21 protein-coding genes, 1 tRNA gene and 1 other RNA gene are annotated in these 26,370 nt (G+C 39.4%); 5 read left to right on the forward strand and 18 right to left on the reverse strand.

Going from position 1 to position 26,370, the window contains the following annotated elements:
- Positions 1-19: 19 nt before the first annotated feature.
- From ACFSR6_RS04415 to ACFSR6_RS04470, 12 genes are all read right to left on the reverse strand, one after another.
- The gene (locus ACFSR6_RS04415) at positions 20-1,243 is read right to left on the reverse strand and encodes an ABC transporter permease (RefSeq protein WP_379075484.1); all 1,224 of its coding nucleotides are present in this window, start codon (positions 1,241-1,243) and stop codon (positions 20-22) included.
- An 11-nt stretch (positions 1,244-1,254) separates the two neighbouring features.
- Entirely contained in the window at positions 1,255-2,001 is a 747-nt protein-coding gene (locus tag ACFSR6_RS04420; protein ID WP_379075487.1) for an ABC transporter ATP-binding protein, read from the reverse strand.
- Entirely contained in the window at positions 1,998-3,194 is a 1,197-nt protein-coding gene (locus ACFSR6_RS04425; protein WP_379075490.1) for an efflux RND transporter periplasmic adaptor subunit, read from the reverse strand. Before ACFSR6_RS04425 ends, ACFSR6_RS04420 begins: the two co-directional genes overlap by 4 nt.
- 44 nt (positions 3,195-3,238) lie before the next feature.
- Complete coding sequence (locus ACFSR6_RS04430) at positions 3,239-4,534, reverse strand: TolC family protein (protein WP_379075493.1); 1,296 nt, start codon at positions 4,532-4,534, stop codon at positions 3,239-3,241.
- Between the two features lie 283 nt (positions 4,535-4,817).
- Positions 4,818-5,144, reverse strand: a complete 327-nt coding sequence (locus ACFSR6_RS04435; protein ID WP_229685093.1) for a c-type cytochrome — start codon at positions 5,142-5,144, stop codon at positions 4,818-4,820.
- Positions 5,145-5,266: 122 nt separating this feature from the next.
- A complete protein-coding gene (locus ACFSR6_RS04440) occupies positions 5,267-5,917 on the reverse strand; it encodes an SCO family protein (protein ID WP_379075497.1) in 651 nt (216 codons plus the stop codon).
- Positions 5,918-6,179: 262 nt separating this feature from the next.
- On the reverse strand, positions 6,180-7,670 hold the full coding sequence (araA, locus tag ACFSR6_RS04445) for an L-arabinose isomerase (protein WP_379075500.1): 1,491 nt from the start codon (positions 7,668-7,670) through the stop codon (positions 6,180-6,182).
- Between the two features lie 231 nt (positions 7,671-7,901).
- Positions 7,902-8,603, reverse strand: a complete 702-nt coding sequence (locus ACFSR6_RS04450; RefSeq protein WP_379075503.1) for an L-ribulose-5-phosphate 4-epimerase — start codon at positions 8,601-8,603, stop codon at positions 7,902-7,904.
- Positions 8,600-10,300, reverse strand: coding sequence for a ribulokinase (locus tag ACFSR6_RS04455; protein WP_379075506.1), 1,701 nt, complete (start codon positions 10,298-10,300; stop codon positions 8,600-8,602). Before ACFSR6_RS04455 ends, ACFSR6_RS04450 begins: the two co-directional genes overlap by 4 nt.
- Positions 10,301-10,455: 155 nt before the next feature.
- On the reverse strand, positions 10,456-10,974 hold the full coding sequence (locus tag ACFSR6_RS04460; RefSeq protein ID WP_379075508.1) for a DUF2911 domain-containing protein: 519 nt from the start codon (positions 10,972-10,974) through the stop codon (positions 10,456-10,458).
- Positions 10,975-11,083: 109 nt separating this feature from the next.
- Positions 11,084-11,926 (reverse strand): AraC family transcriptional regulator, encoded by an 843-nt coding sequence (locus ACFSR6_RS04465; RefSeq protein ID WP_379075511.1) that lies wholly within the window; start codon positions 11,924-11,926, stop codon positions 11,084-11,086.
- A gap of 50 nt (positions 11,927-11,976) precedes the next feature.
- Positions 11,977-14,406 carry a TonB-dependent receptor domain-containing protein gene (locus ACFSR6_RS04470; protein WP_379075514.1) on the reverse strand — a complete coding sequence of 810 codons (2,430 nt, stop codon included), beginning with the start codon at positions 14,404-14,406 and terminating at the stop codon, positions 11,977-11,979.
- A 210-nt stretch (positions 14,407-14,616) separates the two neighbouring features.
- Here ACFSR6_RS04470 and ACFSR6_RS04475 point away from each other — a divergent pair, with 210 nt between their 5' ends.
- Positions 14,617-15,147: a GNAT family N-acetyltransferase gene (locus ACFSR6_RS04475; protein ID WP_379075516.1), complete on the forward strand. Its 531-nt coding sequence runs from the start codon at positions 14,617-14,619 to the stop codon at positions 15,145-15,147.
- A gap of 3 nt (positions 15,148-15,150) precedes the next feature.
- Here the strand turns inward: ACFSR6_RS04475 and ACFSR6_RS04480 are convergent, their stop codons facing one another.
- The 4 genes from ACFSR6_RS04480 to ACFSR6_RS04495 form a co-directional block, all read right to left on the reverse strand.
- Positions 15,151-16,041: an alpha/beta hydrolase gene (locus ACFSR6_RS04480; protein WP_379075519.1), complete on the reverse strand. Its 891-nt coding sequence runs from the start codon at positions 16,039-16,041 to the stop codon at positions 15,151-15,153.
- Between the two features lie 16 nt (positions 16,042-16,057).
- Positions 16,058-16,531, reverse strand: a complete 474-nt coding sequence (locus tag ACFSR6_RS04485) for a nuclear transport factor 2 family protein (RefSeq protein ID WP_379075522.1) — start codon at positions 16,529-16,531, stop codon at positions 16,058-16,060.
- 90 nt (positions 16,532-16,621) lie between these two features.
- On the reverse strand, positions 16,622-16,819 hold the full coding sequence (locus ACFSR6_RS04490) for an alpha/beta fold hydrolase (protein ID WP_379075524.1): 198 nt from the start codon (positions 16,817-16,819) through the stop codon (positions 16,622-16,624).
- Positions 16,820-17,033: 214 nt separating this feature from the next.
- A tRNA-Lys gene (locus ACFSR6_RS04495) sits at positions 17,034-17,106 on the reverse strand.
- Between the two features lie 182 nt (positions 17,107-17,288).
- Here ACFSR6_RS04495 and ACFSR6_RS04500 point away from each other — a divergent pair.
- From ACFSR6_RS04500 to ACFSR6_RS04510, 3 genes are all read left to right on the forward strand, one after another.
- The gene (locus tag ACFSR6_RS04500) at positions 17,289-18,401 is read left to right on the forward strand and encodes a formylglycine-generating enzyme family protein (protein ID WP_379075527.1); all 1,113 of its coding nucleotides are present in this window, start codon (positions 17,289-17,291) and stop codon (positions 18,399-18,401) included.
- Between the two features lie 101 nt (positions 18,402-18,502).
- The gene (locus ACFSR6_RS04505; protein ID WP_379075530.1) at positions 18,503-19,789 is read left to right on the forward strand and encodes a sugar MFS transporter; all 1,287 of its coding nucleotides are present in this window, start codon (positions 18,503-18,505) and stop codon (positions 19,787-19,789) included.
- 142 nt (positions 19,790-19,931) lie between these two features.
- Positions 19,932-20,438, forward strand: a complete 507-nt coding sequence (locus ACFSR6_RS04510; RefSeq protein WP_379075533.1) for a D-glycero-alpha-D-manno-heptose-1,7-bisphosphate 7-phosphatase — start codon at positions 19,932-19,934, stop codon at positions 20,436-20,438.
- 170 nt (positions 20,439-20,608) lie between these two features.
- On the opposite strand, the gene fsa is transcribed toward ACFSR6_RS04510, so the two are convergent.
- Positions 20,609-21,268: a fructose-6-phosphate aldolase gene (gene fsa, locus ACFSR6_RS04515; protein ID WP_183760583.1), complete on the reverse strand. Its 660-nt coding sequence runs from the start codon at positions 21,266-21,268 to the stop codon at positions 20,609-20,611.
- Between the two features lie 90 nt (positions 21,269-21,358).
- Positions 21,359-21,458: signal recognition particle sRNA small type (ffs, locus tag ACFSR6_RS04520), an RNA gene on the reverse strand.
- 411 nt (positions 21,459-21,869) lie between these two features.
- Here ffs and gltB point away from each other — a divergent pair.
- A complete protein-coding gene (gene gltB, locus ACFSR6_RS04525) occupies positions 21,870-26,369 on the forward strand; it encodes a glutamate synthase large subunit (protein WP_379075536.1) in 4,500 nt (1,499 codons plus the stop codon).
- The last annotated feature ends 1 nt before the right edge of the window (position 26,370 follow it).

The following is a 26,370-nucleotide window of genomic DNA, read 5'->3' on the forward strand; positions in this document are numbered from 1 at the left end:
TGCACCCAGGTACTGGTTGTTATTCATATCTTAATGCATCAATCGGATCTAAATTGGATGCTTTTTTTGCCGGGTAGTAACCAAAGAAAACACCGGTGATGGCACATACCACAAAGGAAATTACGATCGACGATTCGGCTATTAAAATGGGCCAGTTCAAGAAGTAGGAGATAAGATAAGCAGAACTTACCCCCAAAACAACCCCTATAACACCACCGGTGATACTGATTAAAACGGCCTCTATTAAAAATTGCATTAAAACGTCCTGTCCGCGGGCACCTATAGACATTCGTAAACCTATCTCACGTGTTCGTTCAGTAACTGAAACGTACATGATATTCATAATTCCAATACCACCTATAAACAACGAAATGCCTGCAATGGCAGTTAAAAGAACGGTAAGCATACTACTGGTAGAGCTGATGGTGCTGATTAATTCGGCCTGTGTACGTACCTGAAAATCATCAGTTTCTGCCGCGGTTAACCTGTGACTTTCCCGTATTGCATTCGAAATTTCGGTGGTTGCCGCATCGCTCAAAGCTTCAGTGGTTGCAGAGGCATAAATACTTTGCAGGTAATTGGTAGCCGTAATCCTCTTTTGTACAGTGGTGTAAGGCGCAATGATAATATCATCCTGATCCTGTCCGAAATTACTTTGCCCTTTAGGTACTAAAGTACCGATTACCTGAAAAGGAATGTTTTTAAACCTGATAATCTGACCAATAGGATTGCTTCCATCAGGAAATAAATTATCGATTACAGTTTTACCCAAAAGGCAAACCTTGGCGAAACGTTTCACGTCGTTTTCGGAAAAGAGAATACCATCCTGAAGTTTTAACTGACGGATATTTAAATAATCGGGACTCACCCCGGTAATGGTGGTTGGCCAGTTATAGCCCCCTTTTATAGCCTGTCCGCTGGTAGAAACCACGGGAGATAGTCCGTTTATGTTTTTAGACTGCAGTTTTTTAATGGCTGTAATGTCTTGCAGTTTCAGGGTCTGAATGCTGCTTCCCTGTAAACGTACACCACCGGGCTCGTTACTTTGGGGCATAATGGTAATCATATTTGACCCCATACCTGATAACTGAGACCTGATACTCTGTTTCGAGCCTTCACCAATGGCCATCATGGCAATTACTGCTGCAACACCGATAATAATGCCCAACATGGTTAAAAAAGCACGTAGCTTATTTCTTTTTAGTGCCCTAAAGGCAATCCTCAATAAATTTATAATGCTCATGACCTTTTTAATTAATAATCGTCTGTTTCTGGTAAACTGGCCAGTGCCTCTTTGGCCGAACGCTGATTCTGGTTAATGCTGTCTTTTTGGATTTTACCATCTCTAAGCATGATGGTTCTGGTGCTGAAGGCCGCTATATCTGGTTCGTGGGTTACAAAAACAATGGTTTTTCCCTCCGCATTTAATTCCTGCATCAAAGCCATAATCTCATAAGAGGTGCGGGTATCCAGGTTACCGGTAGCCTCATCGGCCAAAATCATAACGGGATGATTTACCAAAGCCCTTGCAATGGCTACACGTTGTTGCTGTCCGCCTGAAAGCTGACTTGGGGTGTGATCGAAGCGCTCGGCCAGCTTAACCGATTCGAGCGATTTAATGGCCCTTTCTTTGCGTTCTTCCGCAGTAATGGTTTTGTTGTAGAAAAGAGGCAGTTCTACATTTTCCAAAGCAGATGTTCTTGGCAACAGGTTATAGGCCTGAAAAACAAAACCAATTTTAGTATTACGCAAACCGGCCAGTTCATCGCGGTCTAAGCTTTTTACATCAACCCCATCAAGCAGATAGCTGCCGCCAGAAGGTTTGTCCAAACAGCCCAGTATGTTTAAAAGCGTAGTTTTGCCCGATCCGCTGCTGCCCATAATGGTTACAAACTCGCCGGATTTTATATCAAAAGTGATTCCTTTTAAGGCCCTAACGGTTTGATCGCCCATTACAAAATCTCGTTTTAAATCGCTGATGTCCAATATTTTCTGTTTCATGATCTTCTTCTGTTACCTCCTGGGCGTTTTGGCATAAACGGACTAGATTGACCTTGGGTTGCTGCTGCACTTTTGCCCATGCTTTGTGAACCTGTAATAACTATATCTTGCGTTGTTAAGCCGGATAAAACTTCAACATGTGTATTGTCGTTTATACCGGTTTTAATTTTTTTCTGAATCAGCATTTTCGGGCCTTTTTGTACCCAAACGTAAGCCTCGTCTGCGCCTGCAGGTTTCCTGTCGGGATTAACCCAGGTCATTTGATATTTGCCTGCTAAAGTAGAGTCTGGCGAAAATTTAATGGCTTTGGTTGGAATAAGAAGTGCATTATTTACTTCTTTGGCAAAAATGGTAATATTTGCTGTCATGCCCGGTTTAAGCTTGTTTGCATCGTTCGAGGTATTGATAATGGTTTTGTAGGTAACCACATTAGATGATACCGACGGACTTAACCTGATTTCCTGGATGGTACCCTTAAAAGTATCGTTCAGAAAGGCATCTACGGTAAAAGTTGCCCTTTCGCCTTTTGTGATGTCGCCTACATCAGCCTCATCTACAGAAGCTTCTACCTGCATTTTGGTAAGGTCTTTAGCAATACTGAAAATGGTTGGTGTACTGAAACTGGCCGCTACGGTGGTGCCTTCGCTCACGCTTCTGGACAGAACAGTCCCGTCAATAGGTGAATAAATACTGGCCAGCGAAAGGTTCTTTTGTGCGGAGGCAAGCTGCGCCTTAATGCTGTTAACAGATGCTTTTGAGGCATTATAGGTGTAAAGTGCATTATCATAATCAGCTTTGCTCACTGCACCAACTTTATACAGGTTACTTTGCCGGCTAAAATTGCCCTGCTGGTAAACCAATGCACTTTGGGCACTTACGAGGTTGGCCTGGTATTGATTCACGGCAGCCTCGAACAAGGTTTTGTCCAGTTCGGCCAATAGTTCACCTTTTTTAACCTTCGAGTTAAAATCGGCGTATAGGGTTTTAATGGTTCCAGAAACCTGGGTACCTACAGCCACCGTATCAACCGGCTGAACCTTGCCTGTTGCTGTAACATTTTCAGAAATGTAACCTATTTTAGGTTTTTCGGTCTGAAGAACGAGCACTTGTTCTTTTTTGCGCAAAGCAAAGTACCAAACTGCAACTAATGCAGCTGAGATACTGATTATAATAAATATTGTTTTCTTTTTCATAATTCAAATATTAAATAGAGCGGGTAATAGCCTTCATTATGCATTTAATTGGTAATAGGTACACCCGTATAAAAATTATAGATCTTAGTGTAAAGGCTGGCGGTATATTTGGCCTGAATAAAAGCCTGTAAAGCCTGTACATATAAATTTTTCTGCTGCAGGTTTTCTACAATATTGTTGGTGCCTTCTTTTAAGGCTGCATTCGAAATCCGCAAAGCTTCGCCGGTATAATTAAACTGCTCTTGTGCGGCTTCATATTGGCTATTGGCATTTTGCACGTTGATGTAAGCCCGTTCTACATTTTGTGTCAGCGTTGTTTTGGTATCCAAAAGTGCTAAACGCGCCTGTTCAATGCCTATATTGGCTTTTGCCACATTGGTTTTGGTTACTTTTCTATCAAAAATTGGGATTGATAATGTTAAACCCAGATTTTGATAAAAACTATTGTTCAGTTGGTAACCATAACCTCCCACGTTATTGTTGTTATAACCCGTGTTTAACGATCCGCCTAAACTTAAAGTCGGACGTAAGGTAGATTTGGCTTTGGCCAGTTCGGTGGTTTGAAGCTGAATATTCAATTCGGCACTTTTAACTTCCGGACGGGTATGTAATGCCTTGTCCTGTGCCGAAGCTAAATTATCTAATGCCGGTGCTACCGCTATTGTATCGGTTGTACTTATTTCAAAAGGGGTTGCTGTAGGTAATTGCAACAGTTGTTTCAAGGTTAAAATATTCTGCTGTAAGGTGTTTTGAGCGGCAACCAGCGTATATTTATCGTTGGCATAGGTAGCTTGTAATTGTAGAAGATCTTTTTTAGCAATAGTTCCGAATTTAAACTGCTGCTCAGATTGTTTAACCTGCGCCTCGCTGGTGTTTAACAAATCTTTTAAATAGGTAATATTTTCTCTGGCCAGCAGAATATTAAGGTAGGCCTGAGTAATGGAAATGGTGATGTCGTTCTTGGCTGCTTCTACAGATAAGTTTGCAGCATGCAAGCTAAGCTCTTTCGCTTTGATATCGTTTTTTAAATAACTTCCATTATATAGCGTAATATCCGAACTTATGCCAAAACCGCTGGTATTCTGCAGACCAGATTTATAATTGGTAATGGCCTGCGATACATTTCCGGTTAAATTTGGCAGTACTGCAGCTTTTGAAGCTATTAAGTCCTGTTCAGCAGTCTGGGAAGTTAGCTTTAAAGTATTAATGCTTATATTTTTTTCTTTGGCATACTCAATGCAGGTTTTCAGATCCCAAACCTGGGGTATATTCTGAGCCTCAGTTGCATGGGATGCAATAAGCAAGATGATTACGACAATGTATTTGATGTATCTGCTCATGGCGAATAAATTTGTGTCTATAGTGCTATCCAACACAAAAATATATCCGCTTAAGGCCGTTTTTTAGCAATTGAGACCAACATCGGAAATGCTGCGACGAAGCAGGCGAACTTTGAGATCAGTTGCCATAACTTTTAATAGAAATCCAGGGAATGCGTTGTATTAAACACAACATTGTATGGTAAAAACTGTAGTGCTTAAGGTCAATCCTGTAAAACTTAATGGGTTCTTTCTAAAAAGAGAAGCACAATATAATGAATAAGTAAATTGGGGATCACGATTTTTATTTGCAGTTCTGCAAATCTTTTGAAACCTGCGTATAAGGTACAAATCCCTGCTTATTGCCAAATGAATTGGTAATATAAACCATTACCTGCGCCACATCAATATCTGCCAGTTCTGGAAATGCAGGCATTTTCTCCTTATATTCTTTTCCGTGAATGATCAAAGATTCATTGGCTCCGTTTTTAATAAAACAGGCTAAACGTGTTTTATTTGCCTTGAGGAAAACGGAATCGGTTAGGGGAGGCGCAAGTTGGCCAAGCCCTTCACCATTTTCACCATGACAGTTTTGACATTTGGCTTTATAAATATCTTTTCCGTTCGACATGTAGTTTTGCAAGTCAATGGTCTCTTGGTTTTGGCAAGATACTATGATGCCTATAATGGAAAGAAAAAAGATTGAATAGATGAGATACCTGCGCATGGAAAATAACAAATAAAATTACAATGCTACTTTTTATATTCCGCTAATAAAACCGGAATATCCTTTTTTAATTGCGCCACCTGTTCTGGCTTAGTACCATCATACGCGCCGCGAATACGCCTATCTTTATCAATTAAAACGAGGTACCCTTGATGAATATAACCATCTTTAGCGGTACTGTCTTCTCCAACAGCCACCAAATAGTTCTTTTCGGCTAATGTATATACGCTATCTTTTGTACCATAAAGAAACTGCCATTTCGGACCATCGACCCCTAGTTTTTGCGCATATTTTTTTAAAACATGAGGTTTATCGTATTTAAAATCGATAGTATATGATACAAACATGACATCAGGATTTGCCTTAAAATCATTATAAACCGTCATTAAATTGCGATGCATGGTAGGGCAGATGGTGGTGCATGAAGTAAAAAAGAAATCGGTTACATAAACCTTACCATCCGTTACCTTGTTCGTTGTCATAACGCTATCCTGGTTTAAGAAAGACCAATCAGGGATGGTTTGATAGACCGTATCAATTTTTTCTATCCCGGCAGCATCTCTAACGGTTTCGGCATGACGCTCACCATAAAAAGGAAGTTTTCTCTCTTGTTTACAGGCTGTAAACATACAAGTAGCAAAAATTAAAGTAACTAAACAGGCAGTGATTTTATTCATGGTGTTATTTTAAAGCGCAAATATACAAGGTAATTTTTTCCCAATACATTAATTGTTTGGAAAAGTATGTAGTAGCGTTTAAAATGAAAGTTTCAGGAATAAATCCAGCCTATAAAATTTGTTAACAGTTTTCTATAAAAAAATCAGGTTGAACCTGCCGAAAATATCCTGCTCAAGGTATGGCAGAATTTTCGGCAGGTTCAGGGGAATAACAAATCCTTATTTAGGACACAACAAGTTGTTAACCTGTTATTTATTAAGGTTATTTATAAAAAACCTCATTCCAATGCAATTCATTTCTGAACTGATTGATTTTGGTGTCAGCACCGATATTTACATATTCCAAGCCGGCAATATTAGCAAAATCCGATAAATGTTCGGTAGTTAAATTCTGGCTATAGGCAGTATGGTGGGCACCACCGGCATAAATCCAGGCTGCACAGCCTGTTTTCATGTCAGGTAATGGTTTCCAAAGCACGCGGGCTACCGGTAAGTTCGGTAAATCATGCTCGGCCTCAACAGCTTTTACTTCGTTCACCAGTAAACGAAAACGGTTACCCATATCAATCAGAGATGCGTTTAAGGCATCGCCGCCGGCAACATTAAATACCAAACGCGCAGGATCTGCTTTACCGCCAATACCTAAAGGATGAACTTCAAGACTTGCTTTACCACTTGCCAGTGAAGCATCAACTTCTAGCATGTGCGAACCTAACACCATTGAGTTTGAAGGATCGAAGTGATATGTATAATCTTCCATAAATGCGTTTCCACCAGACAGACCAGCACCCATTACTTTGCAGGCACGCACCAAAGCTGCAGTTTTCCAATCGCCTTCACCGGCAAAACCATAACCATCGGCCATTAACCGTTGTGCCGCAATTCCTGGTAGTTGGATCATGCCGTGCAGATCTTCAAAAGTATCAGAGAAACCTTTAAAGCCACCATCTTCCAGGAATTTTCTTAAACCCAGTTCAATTTTAGCAGCCTCGTAAACAGACGAATGTCTGGCCCCGCCAGCTTTTAAATCAGCAGCCATTTCGTAAGTCTCTTCGTATTCTTTTAACAATGCCTGAATAGATTCTTCACTTATTCCATTAATTACGGCCACTAAATCACCTATACCATAGGTATTTACTGCAAAACCAAATTTCATTTCTGCTTCTACTTTGTCGCCATCTGTAACTGCCACGTAACGCATATTATCGCCAAAACGTACAAATTTGGCACCTTGCCAGTCATTCCATCCGGCAGCGGCCCTGCACCAGGTATCAATCTGTTTTGCCACTTCTTCATCCTGCCAATGTCCTACAACTACCTTACGGTCTTTACGCATGCGGCTAACTATAAAGCCGAATTCGCGGTCACCGTGAGCACTTTGGTTCAGGTTCATAAAGTCCATATCGATGGTATTCCACGGAATATCGCGGTTAAACTGCGTATGTAAATGTAATAGAGGTTTTTGCAGTACATTTAATCCCCTTATCCACATTTTAGCTGGAGAAAAAGTATGCATCCAGGTAATTACACCAATACAATTTTCATCGGTATTGGCCTTTTGTAAAGTTTCGAAAATCTCTTCCGTTGTTTTTACTATCGGTTTATAAACCACAGAAACTGAAATATTTCCATTTTGGTTTAAGGAATCGGCAACTTGTTTTGCATGATCTGCCACTTGTTTTAAGGTTTCTTCTCCGTACAAATGCTGTGTGCCGGTAATAAACCAAACTTGTAATTTTTTTAAATCAATCATTACTACTTATGTTATTTTTAATTTATTCAATTCTTTTCTGTAGCCTGTGTGCTCACAGACCGCTATACATTTTCTTTTTTTTTGAAAAGCAAGGTTCTGTTTTTCATGGGTTAGGCTAGTCCTGCTTTCCGTTTTATTCGCCTACCTGCGGTTGGGCTCATGTTCACTTCAATCAGGTTTAGGTTACCGAGGTAAACCTAACCATGTTAAACCCGGCAATATACTCGCGAATTATTCCTGTCCGTAATAAGCACCGTCGCCGTGTTTCCGTTCAAAGTGCTTTTTAATTAACGAATCTTTTAATTTCGGGGCCTGGGGGTTAATCTGTTGTGTTAGCAGTGCCATTTGTGCAACAGTTTCCAATACGGCACTATTATATACCGCTTTTTCAGCAGTTTTACCCCAGGTAAAAGGCGCGTGATTTCCGACTAAAATCATTTCGACTTCTTTATAACTCAGCCCTAAATTTTCAAAATGATTTATAATCTGGAAACCTGTTTCATACTCATAATTCCCCTTGATCATTTCATCTGCCATGGGTGGGGCACATGGAATATCTACCGTTAAGTGGTCGGCATGTGTGGTACCAAAAATAGGAATCGCTTTTTGTGCCTGTGCCCAGGCCGTACCATAGGTAGAATGTGTATGCACAATGCCGCCAATATCTTCCCAATGTTTATACAGAACGGCGTGGGTTTTAGTATCAGACGACGGCCTTAAACGGCCTTCAACGACATTACTGTCGAAATCCACAATCACCATATCATCCGGAGATAAATCTTCATAAGGAACACCGCTCGGTTTAATGGCAAAAACACCTTTAGCACGATCTACAGCACTTACATTACCAAAAGTAAATAGTACTAATCCCAATTTGGGCAATTGCATATTGGCCAGATAGGCCTGCACTTTTATATCCTGATAATTGCTCATGATAAATAAGGTTTTACTTCTTTTTTATTGTATTTCTCCAGGTAACGACCCAGACCTAAATATTGCTGATAATGCTGACGGTAAAGCTTTTGCTTTTTCACATTTGGTTTGTATTCTTTTTCAAAGCCTGTTCCCATGGCTATCATAGCTGCTTCGATATTTGGATAAATACCTGCTGCCACTGCAGCAAACATGGCCGCACCTAAAGCACAGGTATGTTCGAAACGGTGAATCCTGATTGGCATTTCTAATACATCAGCCATCATTTGCATAATATATGCTGACTTTTTAGCTACACCACCGATTCCTATAATACCTTTTACCGGAACCCCCTGTTCTTTAAAGCGATCTACAATGGCTTTGGCTCCAAAACATGTTGCTGCAGCCAACGCACGGAAAAACCTTGGCGCATCGGTTCCCAGCCCCAATCCGGTTATTGCACCTTTTAATTCCTGGTTGGCATCAGGTGTTCTCCTGCCATTTAACCAGTCTATAGCGAGTTCGGCATAATCCACATCTTCCAAAGCTTCGGCCTGTTTGCTCAGGTTTGCAATAATTTTCCCTTCCAATTCATCTTTCAAAGCAATTGCTGTTGCCTCATCAATTAAATCAGATTCACTTAGCAAATGATTTAAAGGCCAGCTGATTAAATTTTTGAACCAGGCATACACATCGCCAAAAGCCGATTGTCCGGCCTCTAATCCGGCCATACCTGGAATTACCGAGCCATTTACCTGTCCACAGATACCGCTGATCAGTTTGCCATCCAGATCCTGGTTAGGGGCCACCAATATATCGCAGGTACTGGTACCCATTACTTTACTCAGGTAATAGGGTTCAATTTGACCGCCAACGGCTCCCATGTGTGCATCAAACGCGCCTACACCCACCACCACATCGGTACTTAAACCCAATTTTGATGCCCATTCCTCACTCAGGGTTCCTGCAGCGATATCAGAAGTATAGGTATCTACGAAAAGTTTATCCCTAAAGCCAGCTAAAATAGGATCAAGGCTGCTAAAGAAATCTTCAGGTGGAAGACCGTTAAACTCTTCGGCCCAAAGTGCTTTATGGCCAGCAGCACAACGGCTGCGTTTCATTTCTTTTATATCTTTTCCACCACAAAGTAAAAACGGAATCCAGTCACAGTGTTCAACCCATGATGCTGCTGCTTTTTTAATACTTGAATCAACTCTTAAAATATGTAACAATTTAGCCCAGAACCATTCTGAAGAATAAATTCCACCAACATATTTAAGGTAATTGGTGCTGAATTTTGTAGCATGTTCATTAATTTCTGCCGCTTCTTTAACTGAGGTATGGTCTTTCCAAAGTACAAACATGGCATTTGGATTCTCTTCAAAATCTTTTGTTAAAGCAAGAGGGGTACCTGTTGCATCAACAGCAACCGGGCTGGAACCGGTTGTATCAACCGAAATACCTTTTACTAAAGGTGCAATTTCTGCTCCGCCGGCCTTGGCCAGGCAGTCTTTTATGGTGTGGGTTAAACCTTCAATATAATCTAAGGGATGCTGGCGGAACTGATTAACAGCGGGTTTACAATATAAACCTTTCTGCCATCTTGGATAAAGAAAAACCGACGAGGCTAATTCTTTCCCGTTTGCGGTATCGACTAGAACAGACCGGACAGAATCTGACCCGTAATCTACTCCAATTACATAGTTTGCTTTGCTCATAACAATAAATAAATGTCTAATTAACGTTTATTTATTTGAATTAAAAAATTTTATTGAATTTTTAAATACTCCCACATCGCCGTTAAAAGAAAAAGCCTTCTGGCAGGTGATCAGAAGGCTATTAAATTTGGTTGAAAATAGTATTTTACGTGTACCTACTTCATTACAATTGGTAACACAATATTTTCCCATTTTAATAAAAAACCCTTATTTGTAATCTGATACGTCAGTAAATTTTCCTTTTCTTTATTTTTAATTGGTTTTACAGGAACGCGCAGCTGATCCTGCTTTATATTATATTTAAATGCTCCCCATTGCTTAGGTTCTTTATTGAATATGGCAATCCAATCCTGATTTTCCTTTGGGATAATAAAGAAAGCATATTTACCGGCAGGAAGATTTTTCCCCTGAACTTTTATATCTCTATCTGTTTCAAAAGTTGTAGCCTCATTGGCACCTGCACGCCATACAGAATCAAATGGAACAAGGCTTCCCCATATTTTTCTTTCTTTTACTGATGGCCTGCTATATGCGATGGTAATATTGGCTTTTCCAATCACTGATTTTACGGTGTCGGGGAGGCTTACCCTTGGCTTTTTGTTTTGTGCAGATACCTCTCCACAAATTCCTGATATAATCAGAAGGGTTATGGTTGCAATTTTTAATTTTCTCATGTTAATGGTGTTTAATTTGAAATTTATGTTTTCGAAAATATAGTGTAGAACCGGTACATTTCTGTACTATTCTTCACTTACTCGGTACATTTAAGGTAAACGCGGTATTTTAAGAAGCAAATTTCTTTCTATAAGCAGTAGGACTAATCCCTCTGAGTTTTTTAAATGCCCGGTTTAAATGGCTTTCATCGGTAAAATTTAACTCATATGCTATTTCATTGATTCGCATATCGCTGCTTAACAACCTGTTCTCTATCAATCTTACTTTATAGTTAGAAATATACTGTTGTAAGGTTTCGCCCGTCTGTTTTTTAAAGTAACGGCCTAAATAATTCGCTGAAATTTTAAGGTTATCACTTATTTTTTCCACCCTTAGGTTTTCCTGACTGCATATATTTTCCTGGATGTAATGAAGAATATCAAGTACAGGCTCGCCGGTATTTTCTTTTACTTTTTTTGGCAATTTTAAGGCTATGTTCCTGGCAATAATGAGCAACAGTGTATTTACAATCTGCTGAATAATTTTATTGTGATAAATCTGTTCATAGTCCATTTCTTTTCTGATGCAATCAATCATTGCCGCAACCAAAGGTTTATCTACGCCATTTTTTAAAATACAGCCTGGCCTATGGCTGGCATTTTGAAGAATCTGTTCCATCCGCTGCACCCAGTCGTTATCCTTATCCATCTTTGGCTTGATATATATATCATTAAAGTGAAGGAAAAAGAAAGTAGTAGAAGAATGGGTACTAAAAGTATACTGATCTGCAGGAGTGCTTAAAAACATATTGCCGGGCCGGTAGTTAAAACTGTGCCCGTTCATGGTATGAACCCCGGTACCTTCAATAATGTAAACCAGTTTAAAAAAATTATTTTTGTATACCGCTTTAGGAAAAATATCGAATTTTTTAAAACTAATTTCGAAAAGCCTGTATAAATGTTCTCTTGCCATATATTAAAGATAACGATAAAATAAAAATGATGAGGATCAGGAATATGCTCTTAATTCTCCTGCTTTTCGGCACTATGCTCAATTTTCTTTTTCTGGAAGATCTCTTTTCCAAAATTATATGCAAAACTAATATTTCCCCTTGCACCGGTTGTTTTTCTTTCAAAATCAAGCAAAACCCCGTTGCCATCCCTTAAAAAGCTCCATTTCCTTGTTGCCAAAATATCCCTGCCACTTATGGATAATGATACTTTATTGTGAAAGAGATTGATTTTGCTACCTGCATCTAATGTAAAACTGCCGTAATTTCTGTCTTGAGCAGTTTTAAAAGGTGCCTGGTAACTTCCCCGTAATTGTAAAGAAATATTTTTAACTACAGCAAAATTGTTGGTGATATTGGCATTCCAGCTTAAACCACTGCTCTTTGCTATATTAAATTGAGGCGCCGCATCGGTGTGGTTATTGTAGAGATTGGCATTAACAAGAAAATCCCAGCCTTTTACCACATTAAAGCGGCTAATTATTTCAAATCCTTCGGTATAAGCATTTGCTATGTTGGTAGAAGTTGTGGTAATTACTCCATTTACAGGTGTACTTTCTACATGTGCAATATAATCGTTTGTTTTGCGGTAATATATGCTCGAGCTTAGATTTACCCTGTTCCAGCTTTTACGGTAGCCAAACTCGAAAGCATGTATATCTTCGGGTAAAATATTAGGATTGCCCACATCATAATTTACGGGATCTGAAATATCGGGTATGGGGCTATAATTACGTGGTGTAGGCCGTGTAACCCTGCGCGCGTAACTTAACTGTAACTGGCTGTTTGCTTCAATTTTCTCTGTAAGTGTTATACTGGGGTATAACCTTATATTAAGTACTTTCACGGGAGTATATAATGGATCGCCCGAAAAATTGTATCCATTTACATATCCATCCAGATTGGCATATTCAGTTCTTAGGCCAACTAAATAACTAAAGTCTTTTATTTGATTCTGATAATTGATATAAAATGCATGAATTTGATTAAGCCCCTTAAAATATGCGCTGTAAGGATAATATTTGCTATAACTCAATGCATTGTCATCCAATCGGTAAACTACCTGGTTTCGTTCATCCAGCCTCCATTGGCTCCGGTAGCCAGCATCTAAAGTTCCCTTACTAACCGGCAATGTGTAATCTATCTGCACATTATAATAACTGTTACGATTGTTGTTAACAGGATGAACGGTACTCGTAGCCAGGGTTGTTGCCTGATCATGTAGATTATAAATATCCGAAAAAAAATGCTGATCGGTATTTCCATTACCATGCGCATAACCGATACTAAAAGTAAGCTCTTCTTTTGGTCTGTTAAATGTTTTTACAAAATCAAGGTTCAGGTTATACGTTCTGCCGTTCCCTTTTGTTTTATTGGCATTATTGATTAACTGCAGGGGAGAGCTGGCTGCATTCAACTGTGTTATTTCAAGCCATTCATTTTTATTATTGCTGTTGAGGTTGTATCCACCAGAGAAATTTAACAAACTCTTGGGCGTGATGTAATAATCGATTCCGGCTTTTATGTTGTGGGTATTGGCTATGGTGGCAGATGGAAAGGTTTCATTAGAGAATACCACATCTGTTGTTGGATTTAAAAACTGTAGGTGCTGATGCCCGTTGCTAAATATATTACTGTGCTGAAAATCATAATTCGTGTAAACATTTACTTTGCTGTTCTCAAAACTCAAGCTTAATCCACCTGTATAATTATTTCTTGTGCCTGTTGAAGCATTTGCTGAACCATTAAACCCTAATTTCTGGTTCTTTTTTAAAATAATATTGATAAAACCTGTATCGCCCTGGGCTTCATATTTAGCGGAGGGATTGGTTACCAACTCTATACTTTCAATTGATGCGGCTGGAATAGACTGTAGAACCTGCGTAATATCGCCACCTCCGATTAACGAAGGCTTGCCATCAATCAATACATTTAATTTTGAAGAACCACGCAAACTCAGGTTCCCGCTACCATCAATACTAATTGTAGGAATATTCTGTAATAAATCGGTAGCTGTACCTCCCTTACTGATGAGGCTTTGCTCTACCGAAAATTTCTTTTTATTAAGACCGACTCGATCATTGTTTTTTGTTGCATTTACAGTAATTTCTTTGAGTATATTCTGCTTGGATGCAATCATTTTAAGTTCACCCAGATTTACCTGATTACTTTCTGCTGATACTTTAATACTATCTTTGATAAGCGTTTTATAACCAATATATTCTGCCTTAAGTCGGTAAATACCATTAGGAATACCTGTAATGTTGAAATTACCAGCCGAATCTGTTTCCGATATTTTAATCAGTGCATTTGTACCGTCAATAGATAAAGAAGCGGTTGCAAATGGTATAATTTCGTTCGTTTTTGCATCACGAAGTCTTCCGCTTATACTATTACTACCTTGTGCCATTACACATAAGTTCCATGCCGTAAAAAATAGCATGAATATTATAAATTTAGTGTTTTTCATTGTGTGTTGCTGATAAAGCATGTTTATGAGCAATACAAAAGTAGAGTAGAAGCTGGCCTTCTTTTCTGTACAATTATGCACTAATTCTGTACAAAATTATACCATTAATACCTGGCTTATCTTAAATAAAAAAATATAGAAAATATTTATAAATTGAGTAAACAAATCTACTTACATAAATCGATGGTATTTATTAGAAATCTGGAAAAACACGAAGTAGAGCGCATGAGGGAAATCGACCGCTCAGAAGAGATTTTCGGAATTTACCTGTTTCGCAACAACCAGTTGAACCTTGTCTCGCATCGTGAAAGCGTTTTGGGCTTTGAGCATAATGAATTGAAAGCAATTATTAACCGCCAAATCAAATTAATAGAAAACGGCGGGCAGGTTTTTAGTGCTTTTGATGCAGAAAAAATGATTGCAATTGCTTCAGTTGAAAATAAAAAAAGAGGTTTGTTGCTAAACTATTGTAAAATGGATATCCTCTACGTAAGTAAACGTTACCAGGGAAAAGGAGTGGCCAGCCAGCTCGTAGATGCATGTAAACAGGCCGCAAAAAACTTTGGTGCCGACAAATTGTATATTTCTGCCACCCCCACGAAAAATACAGTCGATTTTTATTTAAAAAGGGGAGCATTGCCGGTAAAGGAATTAGATCAGGAACTATTTACCCAAGAACCTGAAGATATACATCTGGAATTGAAAACAGATTAATAATTATTCTTTTAATTCTACGGGATACAAAAACTTAAACGAATTGGAAACTGCCTGATGAAGGATAGTTGCATGATTTTCCTGTGGTAAATAATCGAAATACACTTTTACGTTTTGATTATTAAAACCTTTTATCTTTTCGGCCAGTAGATTTGCATCTACCTCCATTACCCGGGGGATTTCAGTTGGCGTTAACCCTTCTTTACCAACTGCGATGTAAACCTTAGTCTGTTGATTAAAACTCCTTTCACTGATTTTCGAATCCTGATTTAACAAAGCGCCATTATCCCACCATAAACTGGGGCTAACAATTACATATTTATTAAATAAGGTGGGTTTTTTAAACAAAATTTCGGTAATCAATAATCCACCTAACGATTGTCCGATGATGGTTTTACTGGTTGTTGTTTTATATTTTTTTTCAATGTAAGGTTGCAGTTCATTACCTAAAAAAGCCATAAACCGATCGGAATGACCTGTGGTAGGAAATTTCTTCTTATCCGCTTCAATAGTGGTAGGAAATGTAAAGTCCCTTCTGCGATCAACTGTTGCAATACCTACCACAATCGATTTTGGAACCTGATTTACCCATTCAAAACTATTAAACTGTACAAGCCCTGCAATATGGATAAAATCTTCATCAGCAGAACCATCAAGCAAGTAAATTACCGGATATCTCGTCGTATCATTTTGTTTATAACCTTCTGGAAGATAGATATTCAGGATTCTTTTCTCTGCCAGTGCTTTTGATTGGATCTCGTCAATCACACCAAGTACAAAAGGTTTATCGTTGTTTACCGTTTTCTGGTTTTTAGCTTGGCCTAAAGTCGATAGCTGGCAAAAAATAAGTAACGTAAAGAGAGAAATTTTATAGGTATGTAGTTTTACTTTCATTAATTAGCGGTTTGGTTTAGTGTCCCAGGCTAACGATCCGTGTTGCCAGCCACTGGTTATTGTCTAATTTCCAGGTGATGATGAATTTTTGCTTGCCTATTTCCTGCTTTCCGTTTTCGGTGTGCAGGAAACGGTGATTACCAAGGGCAATTGCGCCGTACCCTGGAATGGGATAGACTTCCAGACTGGCTTTTTCAAGTTCCCGGCGTAGGTTAGAGATTTTGTTGCGTGCAAAAAGGCCCTTGAAGTTTTCCATGGTTGTTTTGAGATCTGTTTTTCCGCCACCATCGTTGTAGAACTCCAATTCCTGTGAAAAGAAAGTGCCCAGTGCTTTGATATCCTGCCTGTTGAAGGCGTCAAAAAGCAGGCTGTCCTGCTTGAAGATAGTCTGCTGTAAAGCAGGGTCTTTTGGCTGAAAAGAATGCTGGGCTTTTGTGACGGTGCCTATTGATAGAAACAAGATAAAAAATAAAAGGCTGTTCTTGGACATGATGAGAATATTTTGCTTCGGGTTAATTCTTTTTTGACGTAACAAGGGCATTTTTGTTACAGGCCAAAGGTAGGTTTGGGTTGGCACTCTTTATTCGTTCTGAAAATCTGATACGATGATTTGTGCAACTACTCCACCTAAAGAACGACCTAATATATGTACTTTTTCGACTTTCAATGCATCCAATAAAGAAATAACATCATAAGCCATATCCGCTAGTTTATAGGCATTTTTTGGATATTTCCCCTGTTGCAAAAGGCCGCCATCGCATGGTTCGTTCTTGCACAAAAAAAACAACAATACGAAGTAAAAAGATGTAATCCTTCCTTGAGAGATCGTTAAGTTTTTTATAAATTAAATTTCCGATTTAATTTATAAACTATTTTAATCATAATTTTTATCATTTATAAATTCAAATGCTAAGGAAGAATCTATTGCAAATTAAACGGATATTTTGATCTTATAAAACACAAAAGCCCCACATTTCTGTGAGGCTTCTCTGTGATCCCGCTGGGATTCGAACCCAGGACCACTACATTAAAAGTGTAATGCTCTACCAGCTGAGCTACGGAATCTACTTTATTTAAAACGTTGTCCGTTTCCTTTAAAGTGGTGCAAATATAGAGTTAAAGACTGTTTCATGCAAATAAAAAATCATGGAACGCCTTAGTATATTGATTTATAGGCGAATTAATTATCTGCCTTCTCTTTTTTAAATAGATTTGATACTTTTATCGCTATAAATTTAAGTCCACCCATGCGTAGATCACTTCTTGCCTTACTTTTTTTGTTTACCCTTTCCCTGTTATCCTGCCAATCCAAAAAAACTAAAGAAGAGGCAAGGTACCAGCAAGATTCGCTGGCATCATGCGAAAAGAATATGCCCAGCCGTTTTGGCGCAGTAAGAGATACTTCTGGTTTCGCCAGTAAAGCGCTTAGCCATGAAGGTATGGTTTTAATTCCGGCGGGAGAATTTGCTATGGGGGCCGGTGATAAAGAGGGTAGGGAAGATGAATATCCACAACATCAGGTTAAAGTAGCTTCTTTCTGGATGGATGTTACCGAAGTAACCAATGCCAGTTTTAAAAAATTTGTTGATGCTACCGGGTATCAGACCACTGCTGAGCGCAAGCCAGATTGGGAAGAAATGAAAAAACAGCTTCCGGCAGGCACACCTAAACCACCTGACAGTGTTTTTGTTGCCGCCTCATTGGTCTTTTATCAACCGAAGAGTATTACCTCTTTAAATGACGCATCACAGTGGTGGCGTTGGGTTAAAGGTGCGAATTGGAGGCACCCTCATGGTCCTAACAGTGATATTAAAGGAAAGGAAAATTTTCCGGTAGTACATATATCTTGGGATGATGCCATGGCTTACTGCAAATGGTCTGGCAAACGCTTACCAACCGAGGCCGAGTGGGAATTTGCTGCACGTGGTGGTTTAAAAAATGAAAAATACCCTTGGGGCAATGAAGATATAGAAAAAGGTAAACCTAAAGCCAATACCTGGCAGGGCAATTTCCCCATAAAAAATACAGATTGGGATGGTTTCAAGGGCCCTGCAGCCGTAAAAAGCTTTAAAGCCAATGGCTATGGCCTTTATGATATGGCCGGTAATGTTTGGGAGTGGTGCAGCGATTGGTATCGCCCAGATTATTATGCTACACTTTCAGGAATTGCCAATAACCCAAAGGGACCGGCTGATAGTTACGATCCGATGGAGCCGACTGTACCGAAGCGTGTGGTAAGGGGTGGTTCTTTTATGTGTAACGCCTCCTACTGTAAAGGCTACCGCGTAACTTCTCGTATGAAAACTTCTGTTGATACTGGCCTTGAACACACAGGATTTAGGTGCGTAAGCACTAACTAAAGCTTTTTTTGTTAAATTTAAAATTACACAAACGTTTGATTTATTTTTATTAAATAATATTGTTTAGTTTGGCCAAAACAATTAACCGAACCAAAAACTTTATGCAACAAACAACAAAATCAGGTCATACGCAAGGGCCAAAGCCACTTATTATTATTTGCGCCTTATTTTTTATTTTTGGCTTTGTAACCTGGGCAAACGGAACATTAATTCCTTTCTTTAAATTATCTTTCGGATTGTCAAACTTACAGGCATTCTTTGTAACTTTTGCCTCGTATATGGCTTATTTCTTTTTAGCACTGCCATCATCCTGGATACTTAAAAAAGTTGGCTTTAAAAACGGAATTGTTTTAGGCCTTGTGATATTAGGATTAGGTTCGCTGATCTTTATACCAGCAGCCCAAACGCGTACTTTTGGTCTATTTTTAACCGGTATTTTTGTACAGGGTGCTGCCTTATCTTTGCTTCAAACTGCTTCTAACCCTTATTTAACCATTATTGGTCCGATAGAAAGTGCTGCAAAACGAATCAGTATGGCAGGTATCTGCAATAAATTTGCAGGAATGATAGTGCCTATAATTATGGGGAGTTTGTTCTTAAAAAATGCATCGGAGGTTGAAAAGCAGATCCAGGCCGCAACCGGCGTTGCACACGAACAATTGCTAAATGAGGTTTTGGGTCGTGTTAATATACCATATATCGTGTTGGCTATTGTTTTTTGTGTTTTTGCCGTGGTGATTAAATTTACCGATTTACCAGAAGTAGAGGTTGAAGAGGATGTGGTTGACGAAACCAAGGGCGAAGTGATCAAACACAACAGTGTTTTCCAGTTTCCGCACTTGTTTTTAGGTTCATTATGTATTTTTGTTTATGTGGGAGCAGAAGTGATGGCTGGTGATATTATCGGAATTTACGGTCGTGAATTGGGAATCAGTCCTGAAATCAGTGGAAAATTAACGTCGATTACACTTTTTAGTATGTTAATAGGTTATATAGTAGGTATTATTACCATTCCAAAATACATCTCTCAGCAAAAGGCGTTGCGAGTTTGTGCTATTTTAGGTATCATTTTCGCCATTTTATCTTTTGCCATATCCACTTGGTTTGCGGTAATTTTTGTAGCCTTGCTTGGTTTGGCAAACTCATTAATGTGGCCAGCTATATTCCCGCTTGGCATTAGTCATTTAGGGAAATTCACCAAAATTGGTTCAGCCATTATGGTTATGGGCATTGCAGGAGGAGCTATAATGCCGTTATTGTATGCTTTTTTAAATGAAAAATTACACATCAATTTCCAATTGGCCTATCTGCTAACGGTATTGCCATGCTACCTTTATATTTTGTTTTTTGCAATAAAAGGCCATAAAGTAGGACTAAAGCTCAAATAAACGAACCAAATAAATTTTGTAAGTTAAGCCCGGTCTTTAATCAGATTGGGCTTTCTTTTGTCCTTAATTTTCAGTTATTTTGGCGAAATTATAACAATGACTTAATCTTGATTCTTAGTGTCACAATACTCATATCTCAATAATGAATAAAGCTATTTTTCTCGACCGCGACGGCGTACTTAACCACGAAATCTATGATTATATCTGCCGGGTTGAAGATTTTAAAATATTAGATTATCAGATTCCTGTACTCAAAAAATTCTTCGACGAAGGGTATTTGTTAATCGTCATCACTAACCAGGGCGGCATTGCACTGAAACGTTATACAGAACAGGAACTGGCTATTATGCACCAGATGTTAAGAAATGCTTTTGTGGCCAAAGGAGCAGATATTGCAGGGTTTTATTATTGTCCGCATCACCCAACTGTTGGCGGCGAATGCAAATGCAGAAAACCAGCTTCGGGAATGATCCTTGATGCCATCGATATGTACGATATTGACCCGGTACAGTCTGTTATGATAGGTGATAAACCCCGCGATGTTGAAGCTGCAAACGGGGCAGGAGTGAAGGGTATCCTGATTGAACCTGATGAGCAGATTGATTATGAGAAGGTTAAAGAGGTATTAAAAAGAGAATCTTTAGTTTAGTTTGGAGTTCAGGGTTGGGAGTTTAGAGTAAGCAAAGTCCTCAACCAGCGAGATTCAGATTCATCTTATTCGTGTAAAATATTTATTAAACAAAAAGTCCTGAGTTATTATTTAACTCAGGACTTTTTTATGCGCCTGGAACTCAAAACCCCAAGCTCAAAACTCCAAAATTACTTACCTGCTGCTTTAGCGTGATCAGCTAAGAAAGTAGCCAAACCGGTATCAGTTAATGGGTGTTTCAATAAACCTACAATTGCGGCCAAAGGAGCTGTAATTACATCTGCACCTAATTTAGCGCAGTTTACAATGTGTAATGGTCCGCGGATTGATGCTGCCAGGATTTGTGTTTCGTAACCATAGTTGTCAAAAATAGTCCTGATATCTTCGATCAGTACCAAGCCATCGCTTGAAATATCATCTAAACGACCCAAGAACGGAGAAACATAGGTTGCTCCGGCTTTCGCGGCCAATAAAGCCTGACCTGCCGAGAAAATTAAGGTACAATTGGTTTTAATGCCTTTTGATGAGAAATATTTAATGGCTTTAACACCATCTTTAATCATCGGAACTTTAACCACAATTTTAGGGTTTAAAGCGGCTAAAGCTTCACCTTCTTTTACAATTTCGTCAAAAGTGGTCGAAATTACTTCTGCACTTACGTTATCATCAACAATATCGCAGATTGCTTTATAATGGTTAATTACATTTTCATCGCCGGTAATACCTTCTTTAGCCATTAAGCTAGGGTTGGTGGTTACACCATCTAAAATGCCAAGATCTTGCGCTTCTCTGATTTGATCAAGATTTGCTGTGTCAATAAAAAATTTCATGTTTATAAATTCTTAAAATGATTATTAGGTTCTGCTGTTGGAACCCCTGAAGAATTTAGTATCCCCCCTTCAGGGGATTAAGGGGGTAAAAAAGGGCAAGCACCTTCTATCGCACCGCTACAACCTTCTACCCTTGCTGCGTTCCCACCCTGGGGGAGTTCAAAGGGAGCTGGTCGTAAAAGACTTGCCCGGGCACAAAGGTAGAAAAAGAAGTTGTTTTGCAAAACCCATTTCTTTAATTTTTTGAAGATTGTTGCTATCTGACTGATTAGTAAATTAATAAAATCAAAATGTGTATTTTTTCGACTACTTTAATGAGGTAAAGTTTTTGAATGCCATATTTGTTTAAAAATGCATTCATAAATAAAACAATTCTTCAACTGATTTAGATCTGATTTTAGCATAAAAAGGGCATTTATTGCAAAATATAGCTATTATGAATTTGACAAATATTATAGCTAATATTTGTCATTTTTTTAATCTAAACACTTTAAATTACTTAAGGACTAAAATTTTTCTAAAAATCGTGTCAACTCTGTAATTTCAGATATGTTTTCCATATCTTAGTGTTTCCTATACACTAACAACTAACGAGCAAAGAATGGAACCAAACAGTGGATTGTACGATGCGCAATTTGAACACGATGCCTGCGGTATTGGGTTCGTTGCACATGTGAAAGGGCGAAAATCGCATCAAATCATCTCTGATGCACTTACTATTTTAGAGAATCTAGATCATAGAGGGGCTTGTGGAGCAGAACCAAATACAGGCGATGGCGCTGGTATTATGATTCAGATTCCCCACGAATTTTTTTATGATGAATGTTTAAAAGCTGGCTTCAGCTTACCAGAAACCAATAATTATGGTGTAGGTATGCTGTTTATGCCAAAGGATATCAGATCCAGAGAAGAGTGTAGAGAATTGATTTATCGTGCCGCCGAAAAACTAGGCCTTGAAATTTTAGGCTTTAGAAAAGTTGATGTTGACACAACAGATATTGGCAATATGGCCCTTTCTGTTGAGCCGGAAATTGAGCAGGTATTTATTGCCCGCCCTTATGCAATAGCACCGGGTGCAGATTTCGAGCGTAAGCTTTATATTTTTAAGAACTACCTGATTAAACTGATCGTAAACACCGTTCACGGTGGTAAAGATTTTTATATTGTTTCGCTTTCTGCGCAAACCATTATATATAAAGGTCAGCTTACCTCATTACAGGTACGTACATATTTTACTGACCTTACCGATAAGCGCATGGTTTCTGCCTTAGGTTTGGTTCACTCACGTTTTGCAACCAACACTTTCCCTTCATGGAGGTTAGCCCAGCCATTCCGCTTCATTGCCCATAATGGCGAGATCAATACCCTACAGGGAAATTTAAACTGGTTCAGGGCAGGTGTTAAATCATTGGCTTCTTCACATTTTACCCCTGAAGAGCTGGATATGTTATTGCCTGTTATTGACGAAACCAACTCAGATTCAGGCTGTTTGGATAATGTGATCGAATTATTGTTTCATGCAGGCAGAACCTTACCACATGTTTTAATGATGTTGGTGCCAGAAGCATGGGATGGTAACGATGATATGGATCCGGTTAAAAGAGCCTTCTACGAATTCCACGCTACATTGATGGAACCATGGGATGGGCCAGCTGCGATTGCCTTTACTGACGGTAAATTAATTGGTGCTACTCTGGATCGTAATGGTCTACGCCCTTCGCGTTATGCCATCACCTCCGATGACCGTGTAATTATGGGTTCTGAGGCTGGTGCCTTGGCCATTGATCAAAGTACGATTATTGAAAAAGGCCGTTTAACCCCTGGCAAAATGTTCGTAGTAGATATGGAACAGGGCCGGATCATCAGCGATGAAGAAATTAAAAACCAGGTTTGTAGTGGCAGTCCTTATGCCGACTGGATTAACCAATATCAGATTCGTTTAGAAGAATTGCCTGAGCCACGTTTGATGTTTACCGGTTTATCTTCCGAATCTATTTTTAAATATCAGCAGGTTTTTGGTTACAGCAGGGAAGACGTAGAGCTTTTACTTAAACCAATGGCCCTTGAGGGTAAGGAACCGATTGGTTCTATGGGTACTGATACGCCACTGGCGATCTTATCACAACGTCCGCAACATTTATCTTCGTACTTTAAACAGCTTTTTGCCCAGGTTACCAACCCACCTATCGATCCCATCCGTGAGAAAGTGGTAATGAGTTTGGCCAGTTTTATGGGTAGCAATGGTAACTTGTTAGATGAAAACCCACGCCAGGCACATTGTGTTGCCATTAAACATCCTATTTTAACCAACCAGGAATTAGAGAAACTGAGAAGTATCGATACTGGTGTTTTCCAGGCTAAAACCCTGCAAACTTATTTCAGGGCTGATGGCAAGCCAGGGGCGATGGCGAAAGCCTTAGACCGTTTATGCCGCTATGCAGTTGATGCAGTTGAGGATGGTTTCCAGGTAATTGTATTAAGTGACAGGGCCATTGATTCTGAACACGCTGCAATGCCTTCTTTATTGGCCGTTTCTGCTGTACACCATCACCTCATCCGTAAAGGTTACCGTGGCGCAGTGGGTATAGTGATCGAGGCCGGTGACATTTGGGAAGTACACCATTTTGCCACTTTATTGGGCTTTGGTGTTACCGCAATTAACCCTTACCTGGCTTTAGAGACCATTAATGAATTTAAAGAAGAATCTGGTTTATCAACAGAACAGCTTACTAAAAATTATATCTACGCAGTAAACAGTGGTTTGCTTAAAATTTTCTCTAAAATGGGCATCTCAACCCTGCAATCATACCAGGGTGCACAAATTTTTGAGATTTTGGGTTTAAACAAACAAGTGGTTAATACTTATTTCACTGGTGCGGTTTCGCGTATTGGAGGTTTAGGACTGGATGAAATTGCGAAAGAAACGTTAATTAAACATCACCGCAGTTTTGGTCCGCTAACAGAGACAGAAAACCTGTTGCCAGCAGGAGGAACTTATAAATTCCGTCGCAAAGGTGAAGCCCATTTGTTTAATCCGCAAACCATTCACTTGTTGCAAAATGCAACACGTAAAAACGATTACAATATTTTCAAACAATACTCTAAACTGGTTAATGAGCAAACACAACAGGCTTACACCATCCGTGGATTGTTCGAATTTAACTATAACCGCCCATCGGTACCTTTAAATGAGGTAGAGCCTGTAGCTGAAATCTTAAAAAGATTTGCAACAGGAGCCATGTCTTTCGGTTCCATTTCTCATGAAGCACACTCTACTTTGGCAATTGCCATGAACCGTATCGGCGGAAAGAGCAATACCGGAGAAGGTGGTGAAGATGAAATGCGTTATACTAAATTGCCAAATGGCGACAGCATGCGTTCGGCTATTAAACAAGTGGCTTCCGCACGTTTTGGTGTAACAAGTTATTATTTAACCAATGCTGATGAGTTACAGATTAAAATGGCTCAAGGTGCTAAACCAGGGGAAGGTGGTCAATTACCGGGACACAAAGTGGACGACTGGATTGCAAAAGTTCGTCACTCTACGCCGGGGGTTGGTTTGATTTCACCTCCGCCACACCATGATATTTATTCGATCGAAGATTTGGCCCAGCTGATTTTTGATTTAAAAAATGCTAACCGTGCTGCCAGGATCAATGTAAAATTGGTTTCAAAAGCTGGTGTGGGTACCATTGCAGCGGGTGTTGCCAAAGCACATGCCGACGTGATCCTGATATCTGGTTTTGATGGTGGAACAGGGGCATCTCCTTTAACCTCAATCCAACATGCCGGCTTACCTTGGGAGCTGGGCTTGGCAGAAGCACACCAGACTTTGGTAAAAAACAAGCTGCGTAACCGTATTGTATTACAAACAGATGGCCAGTTAAAAACAGGTAGAGATATTGCTATTGCAGCATTATTGGGTGCCGAAGAATGGGGGGTTGCTACTGCTGCCCTGGTAACTTCAGGCTGTATCATGATGCGTAAGTGCCATTTAAATACTTGTCCGGTTGGTGTGGCTACACAAGATCCTGAATTAAGAAAATTATTTACCGGTGATGCGGATCATGTCGTAAACCTGTTTTATTTTCTTGCAGAAGAGCTGCGTGAAATTATGGCCGAACTAGGTTTCAGAACCATTAACGAAATGATTGGCCAGGCTGATGTATTAAAAGTACGTGAGTTGCCGGCAACCGACTGGAAATTAAAACACCTTGATTTATCACCAATCCTATTTAAAGCAGAAGAGAATGGCTTGCCTTTATTCAATACTGAAGAGCAAGATCATGGATTGGACAACGTTTTAGATCATAAACTAATTGAAGCGGCACAACCCGCTATCGCTAATAACGAACCGGTTTTTGCAAGCTTCGAAATTAAAAATACCGACCGTTCATTAGGTACTATGCTATCTAACGAAATTTCGAAAGTGCATTTAAGTGCAGGCTTACCTCCAGATACGATCAATTTTAAATTTGTAGGTTCTGCCGGACAAAGCTTTGGTGCATTCAGTACCCGTGGGGTCACTTTATCACTTGAAGGTGAGGCAAACGATTACGTAGGTAAAGGATTGTCGGGGGCAAGATTAGCCGTTTACCCGTTTGCAAATTCAACATTTGTACCTGAACAAAATATCATTATCGGTAACGTTGCACTTTATGGTGCTACTTCGGGCGAGTTATTTGCACGTGGTAAAGCTGGCGAACGTTTTGCGGTGCGTAACTCTGGTGCAACTGCCGTAGTTGAAGGAGTTGGCGATCATGGTTGCGAATACATGACCGGTGGCGAGGTGTTAATTCTTGGTGATACCGGAAGCAACTTTGCGGCTGGTATGAGTGGTGGAGTAGCCTGGGTTTACGATGCAAATGGAACTTTTGCACGTAAATGCAACAAGGAAATGGTTGATTTAGATCCGTTACAAGCTGAAGATGAAGAGCGTATTTTGGCTTTACTTAAAGCCCATATTCGCTTAACAGACAGTAAAGTAGCTGAATTTATCTTAAGTGATTGGATAACACAATCAGCTCATTTTGTAAAAGTATTCCCTAAAGAGTACAAAGCAGTTTTAGCAAAACGTAACCAACAAGTAAAAACACACTAAG

The organism is Pedobacter vanadiisoli, from assembly GCF_042684385.1.
In the GTDB taxonomy this organism is placed as follows: domain Bacteria; phylum Bacteroidota; class Bacteroidia; order Sphingobacteriales; family Sphingobacteriaceae; genus Pedobacter; species Pedobacter vanadiisoli.